We start from the raw sequence: 25,092 nt of genomic DNA, 5'->3' as shown, positions 1-25,092 counted from the left end.
ATGGTTAAACGTCTTGTGGGTAAACGTAGTCTAGCCAGCCCCATTTATCTTCTGTTTTGCCGTTGAACAGCCCAAAGTAAGCCGCTTGAACTTGTTGTGTTATCGGGCCTCGCTTGCCTTCTCCGATCGTGATTTTATCGACGGTACGAACCGGTACGATTTCAGCTGCGGTGCCTGTCATGAAAATTTCATCAGCAAGGTATAACGCTTCGCGGGCAATGTTTTCTTCGCGAATTTCGTAACCCATCTCTTTGGCAAGCACCATGATTGAATCACGAGTGATCCCTGGCAAAATGGCACTGGTCGCTGGTGGTGTAGAGAGAATACCATCACGAATGACAAAGATATTTTCGCCAGCCCCTTCGGATAGGTAACCATCGACACTGAGTGCGATACCTTCAGCGTAACCATTGCGGCGAGCTTCCCCACCAACAAGGAGGGACGATAAGTAGTTACCGCCGGCTTTTGCTGCGGTTGGGATGGTATTAGGTGCCGCGCGATTCCAACTTGAGATCATCGCATCAACGCCATTTTCAAGCGCTTCTTCGCCCAAGTACGAACCCCAAGGGAAGGCCGCGATAATTAAATCCATCTCAGTATTTTCTGGTGGACAGACGCCAAGCCCTACATTACCGACAAAGCCTAGTGGGCGAATGTAAGCGGATTGCAGTTTGTTTTGACGGAGAGTTTCGCGTGTTGCCTCCATGATCTCTTCTTCAGTGTAAGGGATCGGAAAGCGGTAAATCTTGGCTGAATTTTTAAGACGTTTGGCATGTTCAGGGTGACGGAAAATCACTGGGCCTTTTGGCGTGTTATAGCAACGAACGCCTTCAAAAACGGAAGTACCGTAGTGCATCGCATGAGTAAGAACATGAACATTTGCCTCTGCCCAAGGAACCATTTCACCGTTAAACCAAATGTAGTCGGCTGTTTTTGCAGTCATTTTGATGTCCTTATGCATTAATGCTCTGTTGTAAATTATTGTTTGGCAATTCGTTCTTACTAATCGTGATCACATCAACATTTTTGATGTCCCATAGCTTCTCTATTTGATTCACTAAGAAAGAGATAGGGCGGTCACTGTCGACAATAATTTCGACGCTAGCCACTTTGCTTTCATGGTTTTGTGTCGCAGCAACTTGTTTGATGATGAAACCACGGTGGCGGATCACACGTAACACACGCTCAAGCAATACGGGCTTATCATCGGCTTTGATATCTAATAAGTATCTTTCCATTAGGTGTTCTCCAACATGTCACTGTTTGATGCGCCCGGTGGAACCAGCGGCCATACATTTTCTTCTTCAGAAATAAGAACATGCAGCATGTAAGCTGTCTTACTTTCTAGCATCTCTTTTAGCGCGGGCTCGACTTCTTCTTTACGAGTAATGGTTTTTCCTGGGATATCAAAAGCCTTGGCAAGCATAACGAAATCAGGGTTGTCATCTAAGATGGTTTCGCTATGGCGGCCATCAAAAAAGAGAGATTGCCATTGGCGTACCATGCCCAATCGTTGGTTGTTGATCAGTACGATTTTTACGGGAATCTGGCGGCGTTTCAGCGTACCTAACTCCTGCACATTCATCATAAACGAGCCATCACCAGAGATGAGGATGGATTGGTCATCTGGTCGAGCAACACTTGCGCCCATCGCTGCAGGTAGGCCAAAGCCCATGGTGCCAAGACCTGCGGATGTAATGAAATTTTGTGGTTCACGAGGTTGAGTATGTTGCGCTGCCCACATTTGGTGCTGTCCAACATCGGTCGAGATGATTGAATTTTCCGGCATCATATCCGATAGCTGTTTAAGCATTAATGGAGCAAAAATCAGATCGCCAGGATGGTCATAACGCCACTTAAAGCCTGAACGTAAGCTTTCTGAGTGATGTACCCAAGGGCTAATGTCTTGTGATAGCTCTAACTGTGGAAGGATCAAGTTGATATCGCCGCGCAATGACGCATTGGCAACACGCAATTTATTGAACTCTGCGGCATCAATATCGATATGGATGACTTTTGCATGTGGCGCAAAAGTATCAAGTTTGCCTGTCACACGGTCATCAAACCTTGCGCCGACGACGATCAGCAGATCAGACTCTTGAACCACTAAGTTTGCCGCTTTGGTTCCATGCATCCCTAGCATGCCTAAAAAGTGCGGGTCATGACGCTCAACCGTACCTAATCCTTTCAGTGTGCTGACCGATGGCATTGGGTTTAAGCGTAAAAACTCGCGCACTGATTCAGTGGCTTTGCCAAGTTGAACACCGCCACCGACATACAGTACAGGGCGCGTGCTGGCGGCTAACAGTGCTTGAGCTTGTTGAAGTGAGGCTTCGCTTGCAACGGGCATTGCTGGTGGCACAAATGGAGGAATGACAGAAACAGGAGCTTCGGCAAGCTGTACATCTTTTGCGATATCGACAATAACAGGGCCAGGGCGGCCTGTTTTTGCGACTTCAAACGCTTCAGAGAGTGTCGGTGCGAGATCGTCAATATGAGTCACAAGGTAGCTATGTTTGGTACAAGCTAAAGACATTCCAATGACGTCCATCTCTTGGAATGCATCGGTGCCAATATGAGAGCTAGCAACTTGTCCGGTAATAGCGACAAGAGGAATTGAATCAAGGAAAGCATCGGCGAGGCCGGTGACGAGGTTCGTTGCACCCGGGCCAGAGGTCGCCATGCATACCGCGACATCTTGTGTGGCACGAGCCATACCGATAGCCGCCATTGCTGCGCCTTGTTCGTGACGACAAAGGATATGCTCCACGCCGCCATCATAGAGTGCATCATAAATGGGCATAATGGCCCCACCGGGGTAACCGAAAATGGTTTTAATGCCCTGTTGTTTTAATGCGGATACGACTAAATCTGCACCTCTCATCGTAATCCTCCTGTGCTACTTTTTGGTTGGTAGCTTAATCCATTTTGACTGCACATCTTGTGCTCCCATTCTTCCTGTCATCGATCTGTCTGAATATCGTATTGAGTGATATTTTCTTGAGTTATAAAGTGTAATTTTAGGTCTATAAATTAGAAAAAACCCCCGGACTTTTCAGTGCGAGGGTTTGTAAAATCTTGTGGTTATTTTCTGCCCACTCGCCCCCGCGCGGTCTTAATAATGACCACGATAATCAGGTTAATCAGTGCGTAAGTGCGGGCGTTAAATTTCATACATCTCTTATTTTTGTTACGTAATGTCTTACGAAATGGTTTGCGTCTCTAGTGTTATCATACAAATCTGCTACGTGACAAGAAAAAACTCATACTTTTTTCACATTTCCTACTAATACAAACACGCTATATAACATCTTATTGAAGTGAGTTTACGCTCTTTATTGAGGATAAATTCTTGTAACTCCGCCACTTAGGAATGCTCATGGGATTAGCGATTATTCATAGTCGGGCCAGCGTTGGGGTGGAAGCACCCGAAGTCACGATAGAAGTACATATTAGTAATGGGATGCCCGGTTTTGCTTTGGTTGGGTTACCTGAAACCACGGTTAAAGAGTCTCGGGATCGGGTACGCAGTGCGATCATTAACTCTAAATTTGAGTTTCCAGCCAAGCGGATCACCGTTAACTTGGCTCCAGCGGACTTGCCTAAAGAGGGAGGGCGATTTGATCTGCCTATTGCGCTTGGGATATTGGCTGCATCTCAGCAAATCGCGCTAACGAAATTAGAAGGGTGTGAGTTTATTGGAGAGTTGGCATTATCTGGTGAATTACGCGCGGTAAAAGGTGTTCTACCTGCCGCGTTAGCCGCAAACAGACAACAACGGTGTTTGGTGGTTCCGCATGAAAATGGCGATCAAGCGGCTCTGGTTGGCAAGGATAACCATAAATCAGCACAGAGTTTACTCGAGGTATGTGCTGACTTGTGCGGGCAACAGACTCTTAGCTTATTTCAAACGCCATCGATTCATGTCCATAAGCCTTTAGAGCGGGATTTACAGGATATTATTGGTCAGCAACAGGGGAAAAGAGCGTTAGAGATCGCGGCGGCTGGCAATCATAATCTGTTATTTCTTGGTCCTCCTGGAACGGGAAAAACCATGCTCGCTTCTCGATTGTGCGATCTGTTGCCTGAGATGAATGAAGCAGAAGCTATGGATACCGCTTCGGTCGCCTCATTAACGCAGCAGGAGATCAATCAGCATAACTGGAAACAGCGGCCTTTTCGTTCACCGCACCATTCGAGTTCGATGGCAGCGCTGGTGGGAGGGGGATCGATACCACGGCCAGGTGAAATATCATTAGCACATAATGGTTTGCTGTTTTTGGATGAAATGCCGGAATTTGAACGCAAGGTGCTGGATTCGTTACGGGAACCGCTTGAATCTGGAGAGATCATCATCTCTCGTGCTGCGGGGAAAACTCGATTTCCAGCCCGTTTTCAATTAGTCGGTGCATTGAACCCTAGTCCAACAGGGTATTACGAAGGTGAGCAATCACGAACGAATCCACAGATTATTTTGCGCTATTTAAATCGGTTATCAGGACCACTGTTGGATCGTTTTGATATGTCACTTGAAATCCCTTTATTACCGAAAGGAATGCTATCTGAAGGTGGCGATCGAGGTGAAGCCACACAAGTCGTAAAAGAGAGAGTTTTGATTGCAAGAGAACGAATGCAGGCCCGAAATGGAAAGGTTAACTCATTATTAGGCAGTCGTGAAATTGAGCAGTTTTGCCCTTTAATGAAACAAGATTCTGAGTTTTTGGAGAATGCACTGCATCGGTTAGGTTTATCGATTCGTGCTTACCATAAAATCATTAAAGTGGCGCGGACGATTGCGGATCTTGAAGGGGTTGAAAGTATTGAGAAGAAGCATTTAGCGGAAGCGTTAGGTTATCGCTCTATGGATAGGTTATTGAAACAGTTGACAGCACAGGCGGTATAACGTTTTTACGGAGTAGGTTTGTAAAAAGGGAGCCGATAACGAGGCTCCCTTTTATTATGAATTACTTTTTCAGTAAGAAGTTCACGAGTTCAAAGTACTCATCAAGGCTCTGAATGCTTTGTGCTTCCACAAGGTAACGGTTATTCACAATGACTGCTGGAACGCCTGTAAGGCCACTGTCTTTAAAGGCTTTGTCTGAACGACGAATCATTGAATCGACAGCAAAGCCGTTGAACGCTGCGTCATATTTTGCTGCATCAATGCCTTCATCAAGGAAAATTTGACGTAATTCAGCGTCGTCTTTCGGTGCTTTACGCATGTTGTGGATTCGATTGAATAAAATCGGAACCATCTTATCTTCGACTTTTAGAGCGATCATGGTTGAGTAAGCTTTACTCATTGATTTACCCATCGGGCCACCCATGAAAGATACGTGATTTTTATTCAGTTTCACGCCTTCTGGAAGTTTGGTTTTCAATTGCTCAATAATAGGTTCAAAGCTATTGCAGTGTGGGCAGTAAAAAGAGAAAAACTCATTTACGACAGGCTTTTTGGAAGCTTCAAGATCCAATACTTTGTAATGTTCGCCTTCACTAAATTGAGCAGCATGAGCGGATAGGCTCAGTAGTAGAGTTGCTGCAAGTGCGAGTAGCTTCTTCATTGTTGTTCTCCATTATAGTAAGTCCCTTTAAGCGAGGGATCGAATGTATTACCACTGCGGCATAAGTGAAAGAGGAGCTTCGTTGAGCGCCGCAATTTGTTCTTTAAATCCTAACACTTGGCTTTCCCAATATTTAGGATCGTTAAACCAAGGGAAGGCGAGTGGGAAAGCAGGATCATGCCATCTTTTTGCTAACCATGCCATGTAGTGCACCATTCGTAGACCACGTAATGGTTCAATAAGTTTCAATTCTGTAGGGTTAAAGTCACAAAACTCTTGATAGCCTTCTAAGATGATATCCAGTTGAACGAGTTTATCTTGGCGTTCGCCATTCATTAACATCCATAAATCTTGTACTGCTGGGCCATTTCTCGCGTCGTCTAAATCGACAAACATGGGGCCATCACGCCATAGAATATTTCCGGGATGACAGTCGCCATGCAGGCGAATGATTTGTGAATCGTCGCTCCAATGTTGTTCGAGTAAATTAATCAGCAGATCAAGATCATTAAAAAAAGCCGACTCTAAATGAGATGGGATAAAGGTCGATTGCTGTAGAAGTTTTCTTGGCTGGTATAAGTACTCTTCAAGGCTAATGGTTGGTCGGTGTTGAAATAGTTTTTGTGAACTTACTTTATGAATGCGACCCAAAAATCGGCCCACACCTTCAAGTTGATCTAAGTTATCGACTTCATACTGACGCCCGCCAACACTAGAAAACAGTGCGAATGTGTAGCCTTTATAAAAATGTAGCGTCTGTCCATTGATACGTAATGGCGCAGCGACAGGGATCTCTTGTTCAACCAATTCTAGGGTAAAGTCATGCTCTTCTTGAATTTGTAGTGAACTCCAACGCTCAGGTCGATAAAACTTTACGACGTAGCGTTTTTTGTCTTCATCAACAAATTGATAGACTCTATTTTCATAGCTATTTAAAGCCAGTAAGCCTGATTCTGCGCGGACGCCGATACTCTCTAGTGCGTACCACATGAAGTCAGGCGTTAGGGCATTGAAGTTAAAATTTTGCTCAGTCATAAATAAAAAAGGCTCATTACTGAGCGTTTCCCAAGTTGTTTAGTATGGGTGGTAATGGTTCATAGCCATTAAATACAATCACTTAACAATCCGTCTTGTATGGTAATAGGTCGCGTTGGGTCGTGAGTGTGGTCATTTTGTGGATCTCTTAACCTGCTTAGTGGGTTAAGTTTTACCGCGTCAATTAGGTGGTCTGGTGCTAAATGAGCATAAGCCATTGTTTGGGTAATACTAGCATGGCCTAGGATTTCTTTTAGCGTAAGAATGTTACCGCCGTTCATAATAAAGTGACTCGCGAAAGTGTGCCGTAATACGTGAACCTTTTGCCCTTTCGGTAAGTTGAACTCTAATGAATCCATAATCTCGTATAGCTCTTTTTGCGGGTCATATGAAAACAAGTTTCCACTTACATTGGTTTGCAACTTTTTATATAACTCTTCACTAATAGGAACAGTTCGAGGCTTGCCTGTTTTTGTGTTGGTGAATCTAATCCTATAGGGGCTTAAGTTCATTGGCTTTAGAGTTACGGTTTCTCTCCACCGTGAACCAGTAGACAAACAAATGTCTACTATCTTGGATAGTTCAGGGTGCGATTGTACCGCTGATAACAACGCATCTATTTGGTAGGTTGTTAAATAAGTCATTTCAGACCGATTAGGGGCGGGTTGTTTGAGGTCTTTTAACGGGTGAGGTGCGTTGAAGTCACCCGTTTCAATCAGTACAGTAAAAACATTACTTAGACACGATGTTAATCGGCGGACTGTATTTGCGCTTTGCCCTTTAGACATTCTATTCAGTTGCCAATTGCTAACCATCGCATTATTGATTTTATTGACGGGTGGATTACCAAGCTCACGACATACCAGGTCTAACTTTTTTCTATAGTTGCTTGCCGTTCGTTTAAGTTGGCCTGACTTAATCCACCATATTACGACTAACTCAGAGAGTAGCCGTTTGTCGTCGGGTAGACCTAACCACTCTTTATTGTGATGTGTCGAAAGTATGTGTTTCTCATAGGCTAAAGCCTCTGACTTTTTATCAAACTTACGCCTAAAACGCTTGCCGCTTCTTCCTGATGGTCTTAAATCAGCAAGCCATTTTTCACCGTCTTTTCTAATGCTCATATGATTTTCTTCATAACAGGGGCTACCGCTTTACCTATTATTTTGAAGTTTCGCCCATTCTGATGGTTGATGCTAAAAGCAGGATATTTTAGGTTGTCGGATATAATTTTGTAGAGGCCGTTTTCTATATCCCACTGTAGGCGTTTCACGTAAACAGCATCGTCTATGCGAATCACATAAACACCAGTTGATACAGGGTGTTGCTGTTCTCGAATATCAACAAGTAACCGGTCTTTGTGGCTCAAGGTTGGTTCCATAGAATCACCGTCTACAAAAATGACCGAGCTATAGCTAGGTTTTAGACCGTATTCGTGTAGTAACTCAACAGGCAGACTGAAAACCCCGATTTGATATTCTGATTCAATCAAGGCTCCTGCTCCTGCTGCTGCGTGTACATCATAAACAGGCAGCTTCGCCCAATCTTCAAAATCACCGAGCGGCCTTAAGCCGTGCGCATTGCTCGGTGGCACAGTCCAGTCTTTGCTCAATAGTTTTTCACGTTCAAGAGGATTTGTGACTAACTTCTCAATTATTTGCTTTTGTATGTCAGGATGAAAATTTGAAATGTGGTACTCAACAGCACGGGCATGACCAATGGCTTTTCTTTTTAACCATTTGTTTCTTCTTGCCTTTTGCCCTATCCCTGTAATTGAGTTTGGCATCCCTTCTAGCTCAATTAATAAATCACTCATTATCCACTCTTTCATAATTACCCTTAAGAACCTTTGAAAACCACTGAGAGTATGTTTAAATCCAATAGAACCTTAACGAACCATTGTGTTGGTTCTTTATCTAACTATTGGAGTGTTTAAGTCATGGTAGGTCATAAACAAACAGAAATGAACGGGGTTAACGGTTTTTATGGGTCTTTTGTGACGCCTGAAAAGTACGCAGAGCTAACCGGGTTGTCCTTGAATGCTGTTCGGATGCAGATTAAGCGCGGTCAATTGCCACTCTTAAAGCGTGAATCATCCAGTGATGCTCGTCGTATTTTTATCAATATGCGAGCTATTGATCAGTTAGCAGAAGAGCAAGCAGCAGGGTGTCTAGACTGGCGAGCTGCATTTTAGGAGGTAAGGCATGACTCACAGAGATTCCATTATCAACATTTACAACGGACTGGTTCAAAAATACCAGTTTGAACAACAAACCATGCAAGAAAACAGTACGCCCGATAATACGCGCCATTTTATGAGCGAGAAATTCCGCGAGGGCACGACCAATAAGCTAGATATGTTAGCGCATTTTGCTTCTGACCTTGGGGAGCCTGAATTGGCTGGCTCTATACTTCGCACCGCCTCTAACCTTGGTTGTGATGGTGTGCCCCCTATGCCTATGTGAGCGAGTAAGGAACAACACCATGTCAAATCAAAGTAAAACCCCTATCGATATAATCAAAGATCGTATGGGAGTGTTACAGAGGCACGCTGACGAATACCAATCAAACCCGTCTTTGTCTCAAGATGCCAAAGAAGCATCAGCTAATTACTACCGTGGTGCTTTAAATGAGCTTTTCCGCCTTACAAAAGTACTAGAAGCGAAATAACTCACATGAGCATGTACGACCTAGCCAAAAAACAACGTAAAGACCGACCTTTGGTGGCTCTTAATCGCTCTGTTTTGGATGAGATTGGGGAGAAGTGAGGATGATGGAAGAAATTCAACAAAAAGAGCAACCATTTCTGATTATTCTTTTTAACTCAGGCGCGAACCTGATTAGGTAATTGTAGTATGAACCCTGAAATATATAAAAATGTTTATCAAAGGCTAATGCAGGACTTTTCCTTCAAGGAAAGTTCTGAATGGCTACAGCAAGGCTCTTGCCCTAAGTGTCATAAAAAAGAACTTTACACAGGTGTAGCCTCGCCTTGGGTTCTACGTTGCGGTCGACTCAATAAGTGTGGTGAAGAAGTTCACATTAAAGAGTTGTATCCAGATTTGTTTGAGTCTTTTTCTGAGCGTTTCCAGCCAACCAAAGCGAACCCTACCGCGAGCGCAGATGCGTTTATGGATAATGCTAGGGGTTTAAGTTCGGCTAAGTTTAATAAGGTGTATACGCAAGACATCTATTTTGATGCAAAGCTACAACTGGCATCAGCTACGGTTCGCTTTACGATAGCGCCTGATGTGTTTTGGGAGCGTTTAATTGATAAGCCAAGCCGTTTTAACCGCAAAGCGAACTTTATCGGTGCTTATCAAGGTATGGTTTGGCAGCACCCAGATATAGACTATTCCAAAGCGAAAGAGATATGGGTTGCAGAAGGCATTTTTGATGCGCTAGCACTGATTGAGAATGGTCTTGCAGCAGTATCGATGATGAGCTGTAACAACTATCCTCAACTGTTCTTAGATGGTCTAGCGAAAACCAATCCTCGAGTACGGATTGTCGTCGCCCTTGATTGTGACAGGGCTGGAAAGCGATTTACCAAGAAGATAGTTAAAAAACTTCATGATGCGCATTGGAACGTCACAGCCGCACAGCCCCCATTTAAGATTGGCAACCGTAAAAAGTTGGACTGGAACGAACTACACCAGTTAAGCCGGTTAAATGAAAAAAATATCGAGGCCTATCGCTATTATGGTGAATTGCTGATTGCAAAAACCGCCACAGCTAAAGCTATGGTGATGCACGAGCGCACTCAAAAACAGGTCTTTCATTTTGACTTTGATAACCGTTTGTTTCAGTTCAAGTTAGATATGGACCGATACGAAAAAGCAATGCGTAATCTTGAAGCAGTTGACGGCAACGAAAACCAAGAGGATTTGATTAGACGCGCATTGATTGAGGCAAATTGTGTTTCTGAGATTGCCAACTGTAAGCCTACTGCTTTGTACTATCAGCAAAACTTGATCACGGATGAAAGCTGGTACTACTTCAAGGTGGAATTTCCATCTGGCGAGGTGATGAAGAACACCTTTACAGGCGGTCAGCTCTCTTCTGCTTCTGAGTTTAAAAAGCGTTTGCTGCACGTTGCAAAAGGGGCGGTATATACAGGAAGCAGTAAACAGCTTGATATGTTAATGCTTAGCCAGTTACAGCAGATAAAAACCGTTGATACGATTGATTTTATTGGGTATAGCAAAGAGCATCAAAGCTACCTGTTCCGTGATGTGGCCATTCATAAAGGTAAGCTCACCAAGGTAAACGAAGAGGACTTTTTTGAGCTAGGAAAAATGAGCGTGAAGAGCTTAGATCAATCGGTGTCACTAAGTGTTAACCCAGACTTGAAAGAGTACGACCAGAATTGGCAAAAACTGGTGTGGCAAGCATTTGGCGAAAAGGGGCTGATTGCGCTCACTTACTGGTTTGGCTCTCTGTTTGCTGAACAAATCCGCCATATGGATAAAAGCTTTCCGTTCCTAGAGGTGGTGGGTGAACCTGGCTCAGGTAAAACCACGCTCATTGAATTTATGTGGAAGCTGCTAGGTCGTGAAGGGTACGAAGGTTTTGACCCGTCTAAGTCCACCATTGCAGCTCGTAGCCGTAATATGTCACAAGTGGCGAACATGCCAGTGGTGTTTATTGAGGGTGACCGCCTAAATGATGCCAAACAAAAAGGGTTCGATTGGGAAGAAACCAAGCCGCTTTATAATGGCCGTAGTGTGCGCTCTCGCGGAATGAAAACCGCTGGCAATCAAACCTATGAGCCCCCTTTTAAAGGCTCACTAGTGATAGCTCAGAACGCCACGGTTGACGCAAGCCCAGCCGTATTAGAGCGTATCATTCACCTATACACCGATAGACGCAGCCAAAACAACCAAACGAAGCGAGCCGCTGAGCAGCTAGAACGACTCGATACGGACAAGTTATCCGGTTTTCTGGTGAGCAGTCTCTTAGCAGAAGAGCGCGTACTCAAGGTCTACCAAGAGCAATTTAAGCATTATGAAAAAGTGCTTGAGGCGCAAGAAAGTCTTTTCCATATTCGCATCATTAAGAACCACGCTCAATTAATGGCTCTACTTGAAGCTCTTAGCGAAGTTGTACCGCTTGAAGAGGAATGGATAGAGTCAACCATTGACACAATGCTAATGCTGGCTAAGCAGCGACAAAAAGCCGTACAAGCTGACCACCCTTATGTTCAAGAGTTTTGGGAAGTGTTCGAGTTCCTAGAATCAAACGACTGTATGTTAAACCATTCAGCCGATCCCAATGCGATTGCGATTAGCTTAAACCAGTTCCAACAAGTAGCCGCTGACTGGAGACAGCCTATTGCGCCACTTGCTGACCTAAAAAACATGCTTAAGTCTGGTAAGTGTCACTCCTTTGTAGAGATTAAGACGGTGAAAAGTGGAGTGAATGCCAACTATAACCGACTCAATAAAGGCACTCCAAGACCAGAGCGGATGCGCTGTTGGGTGTTTAAAGCCGAGAGAACGCGCTAGGTCTGGAGAAAGATAGATGTTAATCACTTGCCCTAACTGTGGGAGTAAATCGCGTATCGCGACCTCTCACATTATTACAAATCAAACCCGTGAAGCCTACAACCAATGCATGAATTTAAACTGTGGCACAATCTTTGTGACTCACACTACAGTGCATCATATTGTTGAGCCAACGGGAGATAAGCCCGATCCAAAGTTACAGCCTGAGTTATGCAAAGGGATGGATTTACAGCAAATAGATATTTTCCAAGGTGCGTTATGAATAAGACAACTTTAGAGCAATATTGGATAAAAACGGCTTTCTTTGATGCGCTGACAACCAATAAAAATCAAATATTCTTATCGGCCTCTCCTGATGATAGCGATAGGCTACAACAGTACTTTCAGGAGACATCGAAGCTCTCGGGGATATCGCTATTATCCAATCCGTTTGAGTTACCCAATGGCGCAAAGTTGTTTTTCCTATCACTTGATAACCGCGCATCGATGGGGCTGTCAGGTAACGCGTATGCGATTAACTGCTTTGATGAGTCTAATTTTTCGGATGTTTACCAATTGGTGTCCTCTTGGACGGTACTTAACAAACATAAGGCGATCTTTGCCTCAGAATTGTAGTTGCACTCATTCTTATCCCTTTCCAGCCCAAGTTATCATCTTGGGCTTTTTTGTGCCTAGTAGTACCGTGCTCACTTCTCAACAAGGTGGTGAACGCAAACACCAGCAGTAGATACTTATACTGCAAAAAAACAAATCACAGCGTAACACTTCAAAAAAACACACCTTCACACACGAGCATCAAGACTAGATGCAATGAGATTCAGAGTAACGCCGTCTCATTTCTCAAAAACAGTTAAAAAATAAGAAATGCAGTAAAAACAATAACATAAAAGAAAGGTGTATATTTAACCATCAATAGGGCAAAAAAATAAAGTTGAGCTTCGGAAAAGCGTTACTACCGTTACTGATATAAAAATATATACATAACCATATGATATATAATAACTTATTACCTATTTAACAACCGTTACTAAAGCGTTACCCAACCGTTACTGGTAACGGTTGTTAAGCGTTACTTTTGTTATTTGTAACTTATTGATTTTTAAGGTGGTAACGTTTCAGTAACGGATAGTAACGCTTTGACCGTTACCGATTATTATTTTATTTATCATGCGCTTAATGTCTATCTTGGGGGGTGGTAACGGTAGTAACGCTTTTCCGAAGGTGCGCTGGAAAAATTACTCATGCGCTTGTTTTTTTGCTTAAAAGCCCAATTTTGAATTACAGCCAGATCTATGCAAAGTGGGGGAGTTAAATCAGGTTGATATGTTTAGTTGACTTAACGCCATACCGCTCTAACTAAGTTCTGCCCCCTTGTTGGATAGGCCTTTTACTCATTCACATCCTGTTCATGGGGTTTTGCCCTACTAGAAGTTATCCATTTTTCTAATGCTGTTCGTCGTGAATCCCCGCGTTGTATCACGGGGGTAAATTCGACGTAACAATAAACGTTCACTGAATCAAATTATTATAAGTTTCACTGCATTGCACCTTGATTAACTGCCAAGTTGGCATAACATAATATATGTCCTACATTTTATAAGGTTTATATATGTCCAGTGCGTTTCAATCCTTAACACCTAGTATCAGTGGAAATAGCTCTCTAAGAGAACCTCAAATATGTTCATATGAAGCGTTACAAGAGTTCCACAACGAGCAATTTGACCCTGATACATGTAAAGAAGCAGGTATAGTTTTACCAGTAGGCTGCGGTAAATCTGGTTGTATCACTCTTACTCCATTTGCCTTTAAATCTAAGCGAGCACTTGTTATTGCACCTGGCGTAGCGATAGCTCAGCAACTACAGAAAGATTTCGAGCCTTTAACCTCGTTCTATAGACGCTGTAGCGTCTTAACAAATGAGTTCCCAGAAGCAGTTGAAATTAGAGGAACTGATACCAACTTAGATGATCTCAAAGAATCTGATGTTGTCATTACTAACATTCAACAGCTACAAGGTGTTGATAACAAATGGTTAGACAAGCTTGAAGACGATTTTTTCGACCTCATTATTTTTGATGAGGGGCATCATAGTGTTGCTCAAACTTGGAACTCCTTAAAAGAAAAATTTCCAAAGGCGGCAGTAGTAAACTACAGCGCAACCCCAGAACGTTCGGATGGTCAGATAATGTCTGGTGAGGTGGTTTATTCCTTCCCTATTGCACAGGCAATTAAACGTGGATACGTAAAAGAATTAAAAGGTGTTGTTCTTAATCCTCAGTCTCTCAAATACGTGCGTAATGAAGGCGGGAATGAAGTTGAAGTTTCTCTTGAAGAAGTAATAAAACTAGGTGAGGAAGATTCGGGATTCCGACGTAGCATCGTTACTTCTACCGAATCGCTAAACACTATCGTTGATGCATCTATTCATCAATTGATGAATAAAAGGCAAGAAACAGGTAACAATAAGCTCAAAATAATTGCCTCAGCCTTAAATTATCATCATTGCATTCAAATAGTCGAGGCTTACAGAGCACGCGGGTTTAAGACCGATTATGTCCACTCTAAGAACGACAGCAAATTAAATGACCGTGTTTTATCTCAGCTAAACGCACACGAATTGGATGTTATCGTCCAAGTAAGAAAGCTAAACGAGGGCTTTGACCACCCTTACCTATCTGTCGCAGCAGTGTTTAGCGTTTTCAGTAACCTATCTCCTTTTGTTCAATTTGTTGGTCGTATAATGAGAGTTATTACCCAAAATGAGCCTGACAATCCATTAAACAAAGGTGTTGTTGTATTTCATGCTGGGTCTAACATTGCCAACCGATGGACCGATTTCAAAAAATTTAGTAAAGCTGACCAAGAATATTATAACCAACTACTTCCATTGGAAGAGTTTCCTGTTTCAAACGGCGCAGACAAGAAGAGCTATGAAATATTGCCTAAACTTGTTGATGACAATGAGATTAGCGTTAGATCTCAAGCTGACATATCTATTTCAGAGTTGAACTTAATCGATGACCCTAAGGCTCTTGAAGCCCTTGAGTACTTAAGGTCCATTGGTGCAACTGGTAAAATTGAAGACCTGTTAGAAACAATTCCTACAAGTAAAGTTCAAGTTCGTAAGGCCAAGAGAAAGGCTTTACCAGAACGAGTTAAAACCTCTGCTATGCTTATTGTCAAGCGACTGCAATTAAATCCAAGCGGGAAAGGTCTTGATAAATCTTTCCGCCTAGCAAACCTCCCTTATGTCATATCGCAAATAAACAGTGATATTAATATGGTCGTTGGCAAAAAATCAGGGTGTAGAGCTGATCTGAATATTGGAGAGCTTGAGCTAATTGAGAGTAAGTATGACGCTATTCTTATTGCAGTTGAAGATAGGCTTAAATAATGAGTACCAAGTCTTTAATTACCACTACGAAATTCACTCATGCAAAACGTGAACATAGATGTAAAGCAAATAAGAAACACACAATTTCACAACATGAGCTTCGTTTAGAGGTCAAAAATGATAGGAATTGGGACAAATACTGTATGCATTGCGCTGCTATCATCATTAAGAAGATGGAAGACGATTCGGTGGTATTGAGTAACCAATTTAGAGAGTTACTTTGAAGTTAAGACCTTTCTAGGCCAACTTCATTTGCTCTAAAGGTCTCATATTCTTTTAAACAACATCACTTATAAAGCTCCTTTCGGAGCTTTATTTTTACTTCATGATCCTAGCTAATGCCCTTGCTACCTTTAACATGATCTGCACCATCAATACTGGACGCTACGTTAAGCGACTTTCCATACCTTTAGTTATCTATAAATTGCTAATTTAGGGGAAGCTGTAGCTCATTTATGTCCAAAAACGTGTTTGATAAGTTACGACCCAACAGTTGTCTTACACGAATCATGTAAGACTTAGCCTTCAAAAATCAATTCTGCACAAAAACGAACGAATGCGATCCTCTCCTTTTTTTACCCCCCTAACAAAACCTACCGCAGAGCCTTGTATACCAACGGTTAGAGCTAAATGAAACTTGCCTAAGTATGCACAACTCTGGATCGTTTTATTGTAGGGCGGAATTTTGGTGCGGAGGGAGGGGTGAGTCCGAACAAGGCTTGCGCGCACCATTTAGAAGATCAAATCCGTGCGAATACGATCACCCCCGTATTTAGCCATTTTCTAGATTTGGGTTTTAGAAAGTCCTTGGATATTCAGAAGATCACCGAGTTGATACCGTCATTCTATCGGGGTCATCTAGAACTGAGGCAAACAATATGTATGTAACGTGTCCAATTTGCTATTCCAAAGCTCACGTCATTAGCAAACAGAAAAAGACAACCAAGGAAAGCGAACACACATGTCAGTGTTCTAACTTAAACTGCTCTTCTTCTTTCAAGATATCTTTAAGCCTGATTGGCAACATTATTCTTCCAAAGAAACAGGAGGCCACATGTTAGATTGCCCTAACTGCGGAAAGAGATATCGCATACTTACCTCTCGGGTAATTTCCAATGAAGTAAGAGAATTTTGCTGCCAATGTTTGAGCTGCTCAGCTCGGTTTCGCCAGTACTCTGTATTCGAAGAATTTATTGTGCAAAATTCCAATAGCCAGCCGCCGAATAAAGAGATTCAACCTGACGTCGCTAAAAGAAGAGAGAAGTTCATTGGCACGCTCAATCCATCACAAAAACCTCAAGTAGATAAGTTAAACCAATCGGCTATGACATTTAGATAATACTTTGAGGAATTACAGGCATAAAAAAAGCCGCTCAGCGAGAGCGGCTTTTGAACTTTCCAACAAGGAGACCGTGAGACAAGAAACTGAAGAGGAACCTTACTCACCCGTCCATAATACCCAACCTATCACCGCAATCTTGCTTCCTGCCTTCTAGATACGCCATCTAGAATTCTATCCAGTGCATTTACACCTTTTAAATCGGTTAAATAGAACCTCACCAAATAGAACCAATTTAAAAACCCAACAGGATATTTCATGGACATAATCACAGATAAAAAATTCAGCGCATACAAAGACGATAAACAAAAACGATATGACACCTATGACCAAGACGGTGCGTTTAATGTCAGTAATTCAATGGCTAGAAGCGAACTCATCAGAATTAAAGATACGGATGAATTTCTTAATCGCATTAACCTTATTCTGGTGACTCGCGAAATGGAAAAATCAATAGGCTTAGGCAGTGGCAAGCTCATCGCAGCTCGTACCGATACAGCAAAGGGCGGCACTCGCGTACCACGCAAAGTGAATCCAAGTATCGGAATGCCTTATGAGTGCAAGCAAGTTAATTTTGATTCCGCCATCTCCTACGAAACGATTGATGCATGGGCGCATCATGACGAGTTTAACGACTGCTTAGAGCGGGAGATGCAAAAGCACGCGAACTTAGATTTAATTAGAGTAGGCTTCTTTGGCCAAGAAACCGCCGACAATTCGGACGAAGAACTTAACCCCAACGGAGAAGATGTCACAGAAGGTTGGATTCAAGCGTTAAGAGACCACAGAGAAGCGTCCATTTTGAGCTCTGATAGCGGAGATATACGCATTGGTGAAGATGGACACTACGCAACCGTTAATGAAGCGGTGTCCGCCGTGAAGGAAAAAATCGCGCCCCGCCATCGTGACGTTAACGACCTGATTGTATTACTTGGCAGTGATTTAGTAGCTCATGATGCAGCCAGTTTCTATCAAAAGCGTATTGATCCGAAGCAACCCGTTCACCAAATAGAAATGCGACAGCTCAAAGAGTCCTATGGTGCGATGCCTGCCTTTATGCCGTCTTGCTTTCCGGCTCGGGGCATCATGGTAACCAGTTTCGACAACCTATCCATTTACTTCTTAATTCATGCCTTCAGACGTTCATTTGGAAAGCGCAATGATAGCCTCAACCGTCTGGAGAATTTTGAATCGATGTCTTTATCTTACGTCATTGAGCAATTGGACAAAGCCGCCGCTATTGATTTTGATGCGGTAAAATTAAACAAGAGTGGTGTTTGGAAATAATCCCACGAATCAACAGAAGAGCCGTAAGTCACTTGATAGCGCAGGCTCATTCCATACAATGAAGTGAACTACCTATGTTTATATCTGATCCTATCTGTATTTTAACCGCCGGAATAGCCGTTAATGGCAAAGAAATTAGTCAGACAATTATTGATGAAATGGCCGAGGGTTATAACCCAAGCGTTTATACCGCTCGAATAAAAAAAGACCTGGCGCAGTTCGGCGACGCGCTCGGCTCTGTTGCTTCGCTAGAAAAGCAGGGAAACAAGCTGTATGCCGTGCTTAAGCCTAACTCAAAGCTACTGCGTACCGTTGAGCAAGGTCAGCTATTGCATACCACATGCGAGTATGTAGAAGAGTTTGCGGGCACAGGTAAGGCATACTTAACAGGCCTTGCTTTAACGGACAATCCATCATCTCTAGGCACCACTCAAATTCACCTTTCAGCAACGTCTCATAATGACATTATAAAGAAGAACTCATTCTATGAAAAAGGTGATCAAATTAGCGAGTTAAAAAACAAAATAACGACGTTATCCGCTCAACTGGACAGCCTAACCATACAGGCTAATGCACTCACAAATGAGTCAGACAGAGAGGGAGAGGAGGACATGTACCTTTGACCGTTCAGGATATCAAAATAAAAAAGCCAGCTATAAGCTGGCTTTTTTATTCTACATAAGTATGCAGGAATACGGCAGGGGTGGAGAAATTCGAACTCCTAACACGCGGACTTGGAAATTCTGATCTATTAGTTGTGGTCTTTTTGTGGTCGCTTATTGTGATATATTAATTAAAATCAATTACTTACTTGTCACTGTAAGGCTCATTACTGAGCCTTTTTCCATTAAAAATTAAGGGTTACAGTTTTTTTATAAAGCGGCTTTCCACTTCAACTGTAAACTGGTCACTGTCTGTGAGTATAAACTGAATCTTTGAAACTGGAGAGCTGATTTTTTCTGGATCAATCCCTAAGCTCATCGGTAAGTTCAGTACTTCCCCTGGCTCAACGGTGACAGTTTGGTTGCCATACCAAATAGCACCTGGCAATCCTGTTACCTCTAAATCATAGCTTTGGGTCTGCTGAGTTTTATTGATGACTTTTAAGGTATAAGTGTTTTCAAAGAAACCTTGGCTATTGACTCTGACTAACTGGTTTCTATCTTTCAGTACACTTAAGCCAACTGGTGCAACACTGGCGACTTGAACAAAGAAGAGGCCAATCATTAATACTAAAATGCCGCCATAACCTAATAATTTCGGTCGCATGACCTTAGTATGATTACCAGATAAGCGGTGTTCAGTGGTGTAATTAATCAGACCTTGTTGGTAACCCATTCGATCCATGGTTTTATTACATGCATCAATACAAGCACCACAGTTGATGCATTCATATTGCAGACCATCACGAATATCAATACCTGTCGGGCATACCTGAACACATAAATCACAATCAATACAGTCGCCCAATCCTAATGCTTTCGGATCGGCTTTGCGTGAGCGAGGACCACGGTTTTCACCACGTTTAGTGTCGTAACCGACGATAAACGTATCTTTATCAAACATAGCCGATTGGAAACGAGCGTATGGACACATGTGAAGGCAAACAATGGATCGCATCCAACCTGCGTTACCATAAGTACATGCCGCAAAAAAGATGACCCAGAATGCAGGCCAAAAGCTGGCATTAAAGGTAAAGAAATCAATCACCAAATCTTTGACTGGTACAAAATAGCCAACAAAGGTTAAGCCCGTTAGTAGCGCGATACCTATCCAAGCTAAGTGTTTAACGGTTTTCCGCATGATGAGGTTTGAGGTGGGTTTATTGGCGTCTTGTTTGCGTCGTTTATTCGCTGAACCTTCCAATTTTTCTTCAAACCAAATGTACATGAATGTCCAAACAGTTTGAGGACATAAATAGCCACACCATACTCGGCCTAAAAAGGTGGTTAAAAAGAATAGGCCAAACGCTGCGATCATAAATAGCAGAGCTAACAGAGTAAGATCTTGCGGATAAAGAGTGGTGCCAAAGAAATTAAATTGTTGGTTACCTATATCGAGTAAAATTGCTTGGCGTTCACCAAACGGGATCCATGGTGTTAGTGCAAAAAGCAGCAATAGAAACCAGCCACCATAGCGGCGTAGTTGTTGGAAGAAACCTTTACTTTCTCGAACGTAGATGCGATTACTTGGGTTAAACCTATCGCCATTCCCTTTATGGGTTTTTGGATTGAAGGTTTTGGGAGTCACATCTTTGATATCGATCTTATCCTGACTCATTGGAGCTATCCTTATTGGGCTTTAGGTGTGATTTATTTAATTCACACTCTTAGACATTGCATTTTATTATGTGGTGTTTCATTGAGCTTTTTCGTTGGCGATTATAGCGCCAATGCTGGTGACTTTTTTTTAAGGCTATCAACCTTTAACAATCTTTGTTACTACAGATCAGTAGAAAAAGAGTAGAACAGAAAAAAAGCGACCATCTGGCCGCTTTGAATAAAGTCATAAATTACTGTGAGATGATTTATTTGATGATACCGCGAGCTTTGAGGATTGCGGTTTTAAAGTCATCTTCTTGGTCTTTTTTGAGACCTGGGATCATTTCGTCTTTTTCACTGTTACGCATTTTAAGATGGTAGATCAGTACGTCATCGGTTAGATCTTCGATTTTGTCTTCGTATCCTGCCTCTTGAGCTAATTTTACAATGAACTGTAGTAGGTTCATTTCTGAATCTTTTTGCCATTCAGGTTCGATTAATTCAATCAGCTCTTCTATACGATGGCACTTCATTGGGCTTTCTCCATAATAGTTATAATGATTTTGAGTAAAGGTATCAAAATGCACCGCATAAGATAAGGAAAAAGCGCAGTATTAAACTGCGCTTTTTATTAAGCAGCTTGAATGACTTTTACTGAAGTAGAAGCATGAAGTGCCGTCTTTTCCACTAAAGTCATTGTTGGTGCTACTTTTTTTGCCGAAGACACAGCGACAAAGCTGCAACGACGACGAGACGCACCACGATTTGAGTGCGAAAACCTGACAGGAGTTGGGCGCATTAATATACCTAACAGCCAGGCATTTCCATTGCCAATTTAATGGCCCGATTATCTATGAGTTGCTCCCCTTTGCTTGTTAGTCATAAGTGCAAGGCACCATTCGTAATCATGTTCAAAAAAGAGTGACTCTTCTGGCGTAAGCCTATCCTATAAATAATCAGGAATAATGATATGTATGCATATCATTATTCAGAATATCACCTTACTCGTTCTGGATCGACAGCTGAGTAAAAAACAGCCACCTTGAACCCTCATCATCAAGTAAAATGAATTGAGTTGCAGTCAGTTTCATGAGTACTATTAAGGTAAGCGAAAGGAGAGTGCTGATGTCATTTTTGAAGAAAACCTTAGCAAGTTTTGGTATTGGATCTGCAAAAGTGGATTCTGTTCTACAGCAAGAAGTCTTGTTCCCTGGGCAAAAAGTGAATGTCGTGATCCATGTTTATGGTGGTTCGACACCTCAGGAGATAGATAACATTGACCTGAAACTTTGTTGTCAATATATCGATGAAGTCGAAGTGGGTGGTGGCGACAATCGCGAGCAACACACCAAGCGAGTGAAGCAGAGTTATGCGCTTGCGAGTTGGGCGTTACCTTACTCTTTTACTATTGGTGCAGGTGAGCAACGAGATTTTGAGATTGAACTTGATATCCCATGGAATACGCCTGTGACCATTGGTGATGCGAAAGTTTGGTTAGAGACAGGGTTAGATATCGCGCTGGCGATTGATCCTACGGATAAAGATATTTTGACAGTGAGACCCGATCCTATCATGGATGGCATTTTCACTGAGTTGGAAGAGCAAGGGTTACGAATTCGACAAGTTGAGTGTGAAGCTGCTAAAGGTTTCGCCATGCCTTTTGTCCAAGAGTTTGAATTTGTACCAACAACGGGCCCTTACCACGGTCGTTGGCGTGAATTAGAGATTGTGGCTTATCGAGACGCTGAGCAATTGCAACTTTGGTTCGAGATAGACAGAAACCGAAAAGGATTTGGTGGCATGTTATCTAGCTTGCTGGGTTTAGGTGAACTTAAACGTAAACTCGTGATCCCAGCAGACACACCCGCTAGCGAGGCAGGAAAGATCGTTTTAGAGTATCTAGAACAGGTCAGTTAGTCAGATATTATTCAATTTAGACGTTTTCTGGCAAACAGTCTTTTGACTGGTAAAATATTGAGCTTACACGTGTAAGCTTAATATGGCATACTGGTAGAATCAAATAATGGTCCTACCATGGAAAACTTATGAATCAACCAACGAATACGGCCTACAGTACAACTGAAGAGTTAGCCAATGCGATCACCCATGGTATTGGTTGCCTTTTTGGTATTGTGGGTTCAGTTTTACTGCTCAATAACGCCATCGAGCATGGCGCTGACATCATGACTTTAACCAGCATGGCAGTTTACGGTAGTAGCATCATTTTACTCTTCCTTGCCTCTACACTGTACCACTCTATTTCAAACCCTAATACGAAACGCCTTTTCAAAACGTTAGATCACTGCGCGATATATCTACTGATCGCAGGCAGTTATACCCCATTCCTGTTAGTGGGATTAAGAACGCCGCTAGCGATAGGATTAATGGGCGTGATTTGGGCGATTGCGCTGATTGGCGTTGTTATGAAAATCGCATTTGTTTACCGATTCAAACGTGCATCGTTGATCACCTACTTGATTATGGGTTGGCTCTCTATGATTGTTATCTACCAGTTGGCGCTAAATATTGCTGTGGGAGGTTTAGTTTTACTGGCGGCAGGCGGCGTGATTTACTCTTTAGGTGTGATTTTCTATGTAACAAAACGCATCCCTTATAACCATGCTATTTGGCATTTGTTTGTGCTAGGTGGATGCGTATGTCACTTCTTTGCTATCTATCTTTATGTGCCAATTATCTAAGAGTTGATGTGTTTAGCGAGATTCAACATTCAGCACGTTAACATTGATTTGATAGCCGGTATGTTGAGGTACTTCGAATACTAAATTACGACCAGACTCAGATGATTGTGGTCTTAGATAAGTGTCAGCAATACGCTTGATTGATTTCCAGATAGCCACTTCCGTTTTAAGCAGAGAAACACCTTGTGAGTCTAATATTTCAACTTCTAGATCAATCAATACAATCGATTGAGAGCTTTGATTGGTGATAGAGGTTGGAATAATCAGCGTGCCGGACTCATAACTGGCAGACTGAAGTAAAATATCTATACCAGAATCAGAAAGTTGAAGAATGTGCTTATTTGCTCCAACCTTGAATTGAGTACCTGCTTTTTTCGAAGCCAGTGGGATCGCGACAACATCCGTGGTTTCCTCACTTTTGGCAGATAAGTACTCCCAAGTAAAATCATCATTCAGCTGAATTTGTTGTCCGTTTTCCAGTGTGACGATTTGATTGGCTAGCACATTACTGCTCAGAAATATGCTTAATAACATTATCCATTTGTTCATTGTAAACCTCTTTAACGGCGCCAAAAGGCAGGAAAAAATAGTACTAAAATAGTCAGTATTTCAAGTCTTCCCATCAGCATACCAAAACTGAGTATCCACTTTGCAGCATCAGGGAGAGGAGAAAAGTTACCCGTTGGACCAATAACCGACCCCATTCCTGGGCCTACATTCGCGACCGCAGTAATTGAGCCTGAAATACTGGTGATAGGATCGAGCCCCATAGAGCTTAAAGCCGCAGCAATAAAAATAATGGTAATGAAGAACATTAAACCGAAAGCGACCACGGAACGAACAATATCGTCATTTACTGGCCTTTGGTTATAACGTTGAACAAAGACACCAGATGGGTGAATCAGTTTCATTATCTGCTTATTCAGGAGTGTCATCGCAATTTGGAAGCGGAATATTTTAATGCCCCCAGATGTCGAACCTGAACAAGCCCCTGCCATCATTAAGAACGCAAATAACACGCTAGGTAGAGCGCCCCATGCGGTGAAATCCTCTAAACCAAAACCTGTGGTGGTCACGACCGATACAATGTTAAACATGGATACTCTTAGCGCGTCTAAAACCGCATAGCCATCTCGAATGATTAACCAAGCGGCGACAATGAAGCTTGAGCCTAAGAACAGATAAGTGAAGCCTCGTACTTGAGCGTCTTTATACAGAGCTTGTGGCTTTCTTTTGCTGAGCACAGTCACAAAGAGCAAGAAAGGAAGTCCACCCAGATACATAAATAGAGTCGCAACCCAATGAGCTCCGTTTGAGAAGTGATTCATTGAGCCATCAGATGTTGAATAACCACCGGTTGAAAGGGTAGTAAAAGAGTGATTGATCGCATCAAACAAGTTCATGCCTGTTGCTAAGTAACCCAGTAGGCACAACACCGTCAATACGAGGTAGACCAGAACTATATTTTTGGCGACAGTTTTCGCGCGAGGGCTACTTTTATCGGACCAATCTGATGATTCCGTTTGGAATAGCTTCATCCCTCCAACGTTCAGCATTGGCAGAATGGCAACCGCCATTACGATAAACCCTATACCTCCCAACCATTGTAGGATTGAGCGCCACAATAAAATGCTGGGAGCCATACTGTCTAAGCCACTTAAAACGGTGGAACCCGTGGTGGTAATGCCTGACATGGTTTCAAAGTAAGCGTCAGTAAAACTGATGTGGTTGATGAAAACGAAGGGCAGGGCAGCAAAGGCACTGGCGATAGTCCAAACCAAAGAGGTGATTAGAAACATATCTCGAACACTTAATTTAAAGTGTGCGGTGCGACCAATGGTTAAACAGATAAACGCCATTAAATGGGTGATCAGAACCGATTGACCAAACTCTAAAAAGCCACCCGTTCCGGTAAAAAACGCGACAAGTGTTGGGATATACATAAATAGGGCTAGCTTGGATAACACTAACCCTATAACAAAAATAATCGGACGCAGATTGACCAT

General features: G+C 42.6%; 26 protein-coding genes. 14 read left to right on the top strand and 12 right to left on the bottom strand.

The genetic code is table 11. From position 1 onward, the window contains the following. Positions 1–4 precede the first annotated feature (4 nt). The 3 genes from F0249_RS15230 to ilvG are packed head-to-tail and all read right to left on the bottom strand — an operon-like array spanning position 5 to position 2,884. Positions 5–943 carry a branched-chain amino acid transaminase gene (locus tag F0249_RS15230; RefSeq protein ID WP_029203289.1) on the bottom strand — a complete coding sequence of 313 codons (939 nt, stop codon included), beginning with the start codon at positions 941–943 and terminating at the stop codon, positions 5–7. 10 nt (positions 944–953) lie between these two features. After that, entirely contained in the window at positions 954–1,238 is a 285-nt protein-coding gene (ilvM, locus tag F0249_RS15225; RefSeq protein WP_017051917.1) for an acetolactate synthase 2 small subunit, read from the bottom strand. Beyond that, positions 1,238–2,884, bottom strand: a complete 1,647-nt coding sequence (gene ilvG / locus F0249_RS15220) for an acetolactate synthase 2 catalytic subunit (RefSeq protein ID WP_017051916.1) — start codon at positions 2,882–2,884, stop codon at positions 1,238–1,240. The genes ilvM and ilvG overlap by 1 nt, the downstream gene beginning before the upstream one ends. A 495-nt stretch (positions 2,885–3,379) precedes the next feature. Between ilvG and F0249_RS15215 the strand changes: the two genes are divergently transcribed. Continuing rightward, a complete protein-coding gene (locus tag F0249_RS15215) occupies positions 3,380–4,903 on the top strand; it encodes a YifB family Mg chelatase-like AAA ATPase (protein WP_171757117.1) in 1,524 nt (507 codons plus the stop codon). Between the two features lie 61 nt (positions 4,904–4,964). On the opposite strand, the gene F0249_RS15210 is transcribed toward F0249_RS15215, so the two are convergent. From F0249_RS15210 to F0249_RS15195, 4 genes are all read right to left on the bottom strand, one after another. Beyond that, a complete protein-coding gene (locus F0249_RS15210) occupies positions 4,965–5,564 on the bottom strand; it encodes a thiol:disulfide interchange protein DsbA/DsbL (RefSeq protein WP_171757116.1) in 600 nt (199 codons plus the stop codon). A 48-nt stretch (positions 5,565–5,612) separates the two neighbouring features. Continuing rightward, positions 5,613–6,599, bottom strand: coding sequence for a serine/threonine protein kinase (locus F0249_RS15205; RefSeq protein WP_017051913.1), 987 nt, complete (start codon positions 6,597–6,599; stop codon positions 5,613–5,615). 68 nt (positions 6,600–6,667) lie between these two features. Beyond that, entirely contained in the window at positions 6,668–7,723 is a 1,056-nt protein-coding gene (locus F0249_RS15200) for a tyrosine-type recombinase/integrase (RefSeq protein ID WP_171757115.1), read from the bottom strand. Then, complete coding sequence (locus F0249_RS15195) at positions 7,720–8,430, bottom strand: S24 family peptidase (protein WP_171757114.1); 711 nt, start codon at positions 8,428–8,430, stop codon at positions 7,720–7,722. The genes F0249_RS15200 and F0249_RS15195 overlap by 4 nt, the downstream gene beginning before the upstream one ends. A 108-nt stretch (positions 8,431–8,538) precedes the next feature. Here F0249_RS15195 and F0249_RS15190 point away from each other — a divergent pair, with 108 nt between their 5' ends. The 11 genes from F0249_RS15190 (at position 8,539) to F0249_RS15140 (ending at position 18,749) form a co-directional block, all read left to right on the top strand. Next, positions 8,539–8,793 carry a hypothetical protein gene (locus F0249_RS15190; RefSeq protein ID WP_171757113.1) on the top strand — a complete coding sequence of 85 codons (255 nt, stop codon included), beginning with the start codon at positions 8,539–8,541 and terminating at the stop codon, positions 8,791–8,793. A gap of 10 nt (positions 8,794–8,803) precedes the next feature. Continuing rightward, positions 8,804–9,064, top strand: coding sequence for a hypothetical protein (locus F0249_RS15185; protein ID WP_171757112.1), 261 nt, complete (start codon positions 8,804–8,806; stop codon positions 9,062–9,064). Positions 9,065–9,083: 19 nt separating this feature from the next. Continuing rightward, positions 9,084–9,269: a hypothetical protein gene (locus F0249_RS15180; RefSeq protein WP_171757111.1), complete on the top strand. Its 186-nt coding sequence runs from the start codon at positions 9,084–9,086 to the stop codon at positions 9,267–9,269. A 185-nt stretch (positions 9,270–9,454) separates the two neighbouring features. After that, positions 9,455–12,106: a toprim domain-containing protein gene (locus F0249_RS15175; protein ID WP_171757110.1), complete on the top strand. Its 2,652-nt coding sequence runs from the start codon at positions 9,455–9,457 to the stop codon at positions 12,104–12,106. 16 nt (positions 12,107–12,122) lie between these two features. Then, the gene (locus F0249_RS15170) at positions 12,123–12,368 is read left to right on the top strand and encodes an ogr/Delta-like zinc finger family protein (RefSeq protein ID WP_171757109.1); all 246 of its coding nucleotides are present in this window, start codon (positions 12,123–12,125) and stop codon (positions 12,366–12,368) included. Further along, positions 12,365–12,721, top strand: a complete 357-nt coding sequence (locus F0249_RS15165; protein ID WP_171757108.1) for a terminase family protein — start codon at positions 12,365–12,367, stop codon at positions 12,719–12,721. The genes F0249_RS15170 and F0249_RS15165 overlap by 4 nt, the downstream gene beginning before the upstream one ends. Positions 12,722–13,715: 994 nt before the next feature. Continuing rightward, entirely contained in the window at positions 13,716–15,500 is a 1,785-nt protein-coding gene (locus F0249_RS15160; RefSeq protein WP_171757107.1) for a DEAD/DEAH box helicase, read from the top strand. 878 nt (positions 15,501–16,378) lie between these two features. Next, the gene (locus F0249_RS20360; RefSeq protein ID WP_171757106.1) at positions 16,379–16,561 is read left to right on the top strand and encodes an ogr/Delta-like zinc finger family protein; all 183 of its coding nucleotides are present in this window, start codon (positions 16,379–16,381) and stop codon (positions 16,559–16,561) included. Continuing rightward, positions 16,555–16,839, top strand: coding sequence for an ogr/Delta-like zinc finger family protein (locus F0249_RS15150; RefSeq protein ID WP_171757105.1), 285 nt, complete (start codon positions 16,555–16,557; stop codon positions 16,837–16,839). The genes F0249_RS20360 and F0249_RS15150 overlap by 7 nt, the downstream gene beginning before the upstream one ends. 258 nt (positions 16,840–17,097) lie before the next feature. Next, positions 17,098–18,126, top strand: coding sequence for a P2 family phage major capsid protein (locus tag F0249_RS15145; RefSeq protein ID WP_171757104.1), 1,029 nt, complete (start codon positions 17,098–17,100; stop codon positions 18,124–18,126). A gap of 74 nt (positions 18,127–18,200) precedes the next feature. Beyond that, on the top strand, positions 18,201–18,749 hold the full coding sequence (locus F0249_RS15140; protein WP_171757103.1) for a GPO family capsid scaffolding protein: 549 nt from the start codon (positions 18,201–18,203) through the stop codon (positions 18,747–18,749). Positions 18,750–18,987: 238 nt separating this feature from the next. On the opposite strand, the gene ccoG is transcribed toward F0249_RS15140, so the two are convergent. The 3 genes from ccoG to F0249_RS15125 form a co-directional block, all read right to left on the bottom strand. Beyond that, positions 18,988–20,406 (bottom strand): cytochrome c oxidase accessory protein CcoG, encoded by a 1,419-nt coding sequence (gene ccoG / locus F0249_RS15135; protein ID WP_113798178.1) that lies wholly within the window; start codon positions 20,404–20,406, stop codon positions 18,988–18,990. A 247-nt stretch (positions 20,407–20,653) separates the two neighbouring features. Further along, on the bottom strand, positions 20,654–20,920 hold the full coding sequence (locus F0249_RS15130) for a YihD family protein (protein WP_017051911.1): 267 nt from the start codon (positions 20,918–20,920) through the stop codon (positions 20,654–20,656). 98 nt (positions 20,921–21,018) lie between these two features. Next, a complete protein-coding gene (locus tag F0249_RS15125) occupies positions 21,019–21,186 on the bottom strand; it encodes a hypothetical protein (RefSeq protein ID WP_170961688.1) in 168 nt (55 codons plus the stop codon). A 326-nt stretch (positions 21,187–21,512) separates the two neighbouring features. Between F0249_RS15125 and F0249_RS15120 the strand changes: the two genes are divergently transcribed. Both F0249_RS15120 and F0249_RS15115 read left to right on the top strand, forming a co-directional pair. Further along, positions 21,513–22,304 (top strand): sporulation protein, encoded by a 792-nt coding sequence (locus tag F0249_RS15120; protein WP_017051909.1) that lies wholly within the window; start codon positions 21,513–21,515, stop codon positions 22,302–22,304. A gap of 128 nt (positions 22,305–22,432) precedes the next feature. Beyond that, positions 22,433–23,086, top strand: a complete 654-nt coding sequence (locus F0249_RS15115) for a hemolysin III family protein (protein ID WP_171757102.1) — start codon at positions 22,433–22,435, stop codon at positions 23,084–23,086. A gap of 12 nt (positions 23,087–23,098) precedes the next feature. Here F0249_RS15115 and F0249_RS15110 read toward each other — a convergent pair whose 3' ends face one another. Further along, the gene (locus F0249_RS15110; RefSeq protein WP_171757101.1) at positions 23,099–23,635 is read right to left on the bottom strand and encodes a DUF3157 family protein; all 537 of its coding nucleotides are present in this window, start codon (positions 23,633–23,635) and stop codon (positions 23,099–23,101) included. A gap of 11 nt (positions 23,636–23,646) precedes the next feature. Then, entirely contained in the window at positions 23,647–25,092 is a 1,446-nt protein-coding gene (locus tag F0249_RS15105; protein WP_017051906.1) for a TrkH family potassium uptake protein, read from the bottom strand.

It is taken from the genome of Vibrio sp. 03-59-1, from assembly GCF_013114135.1.
GTDB lineage: Bacteria > Pseudomonadota > Gammaproteobacteria > Enterobacterales > Vibrionaceae > Vibrio > Vibrio cortegadensis.
This window is presented reverse-complemented; position numbering and strand designations above follow the sequence as displayed.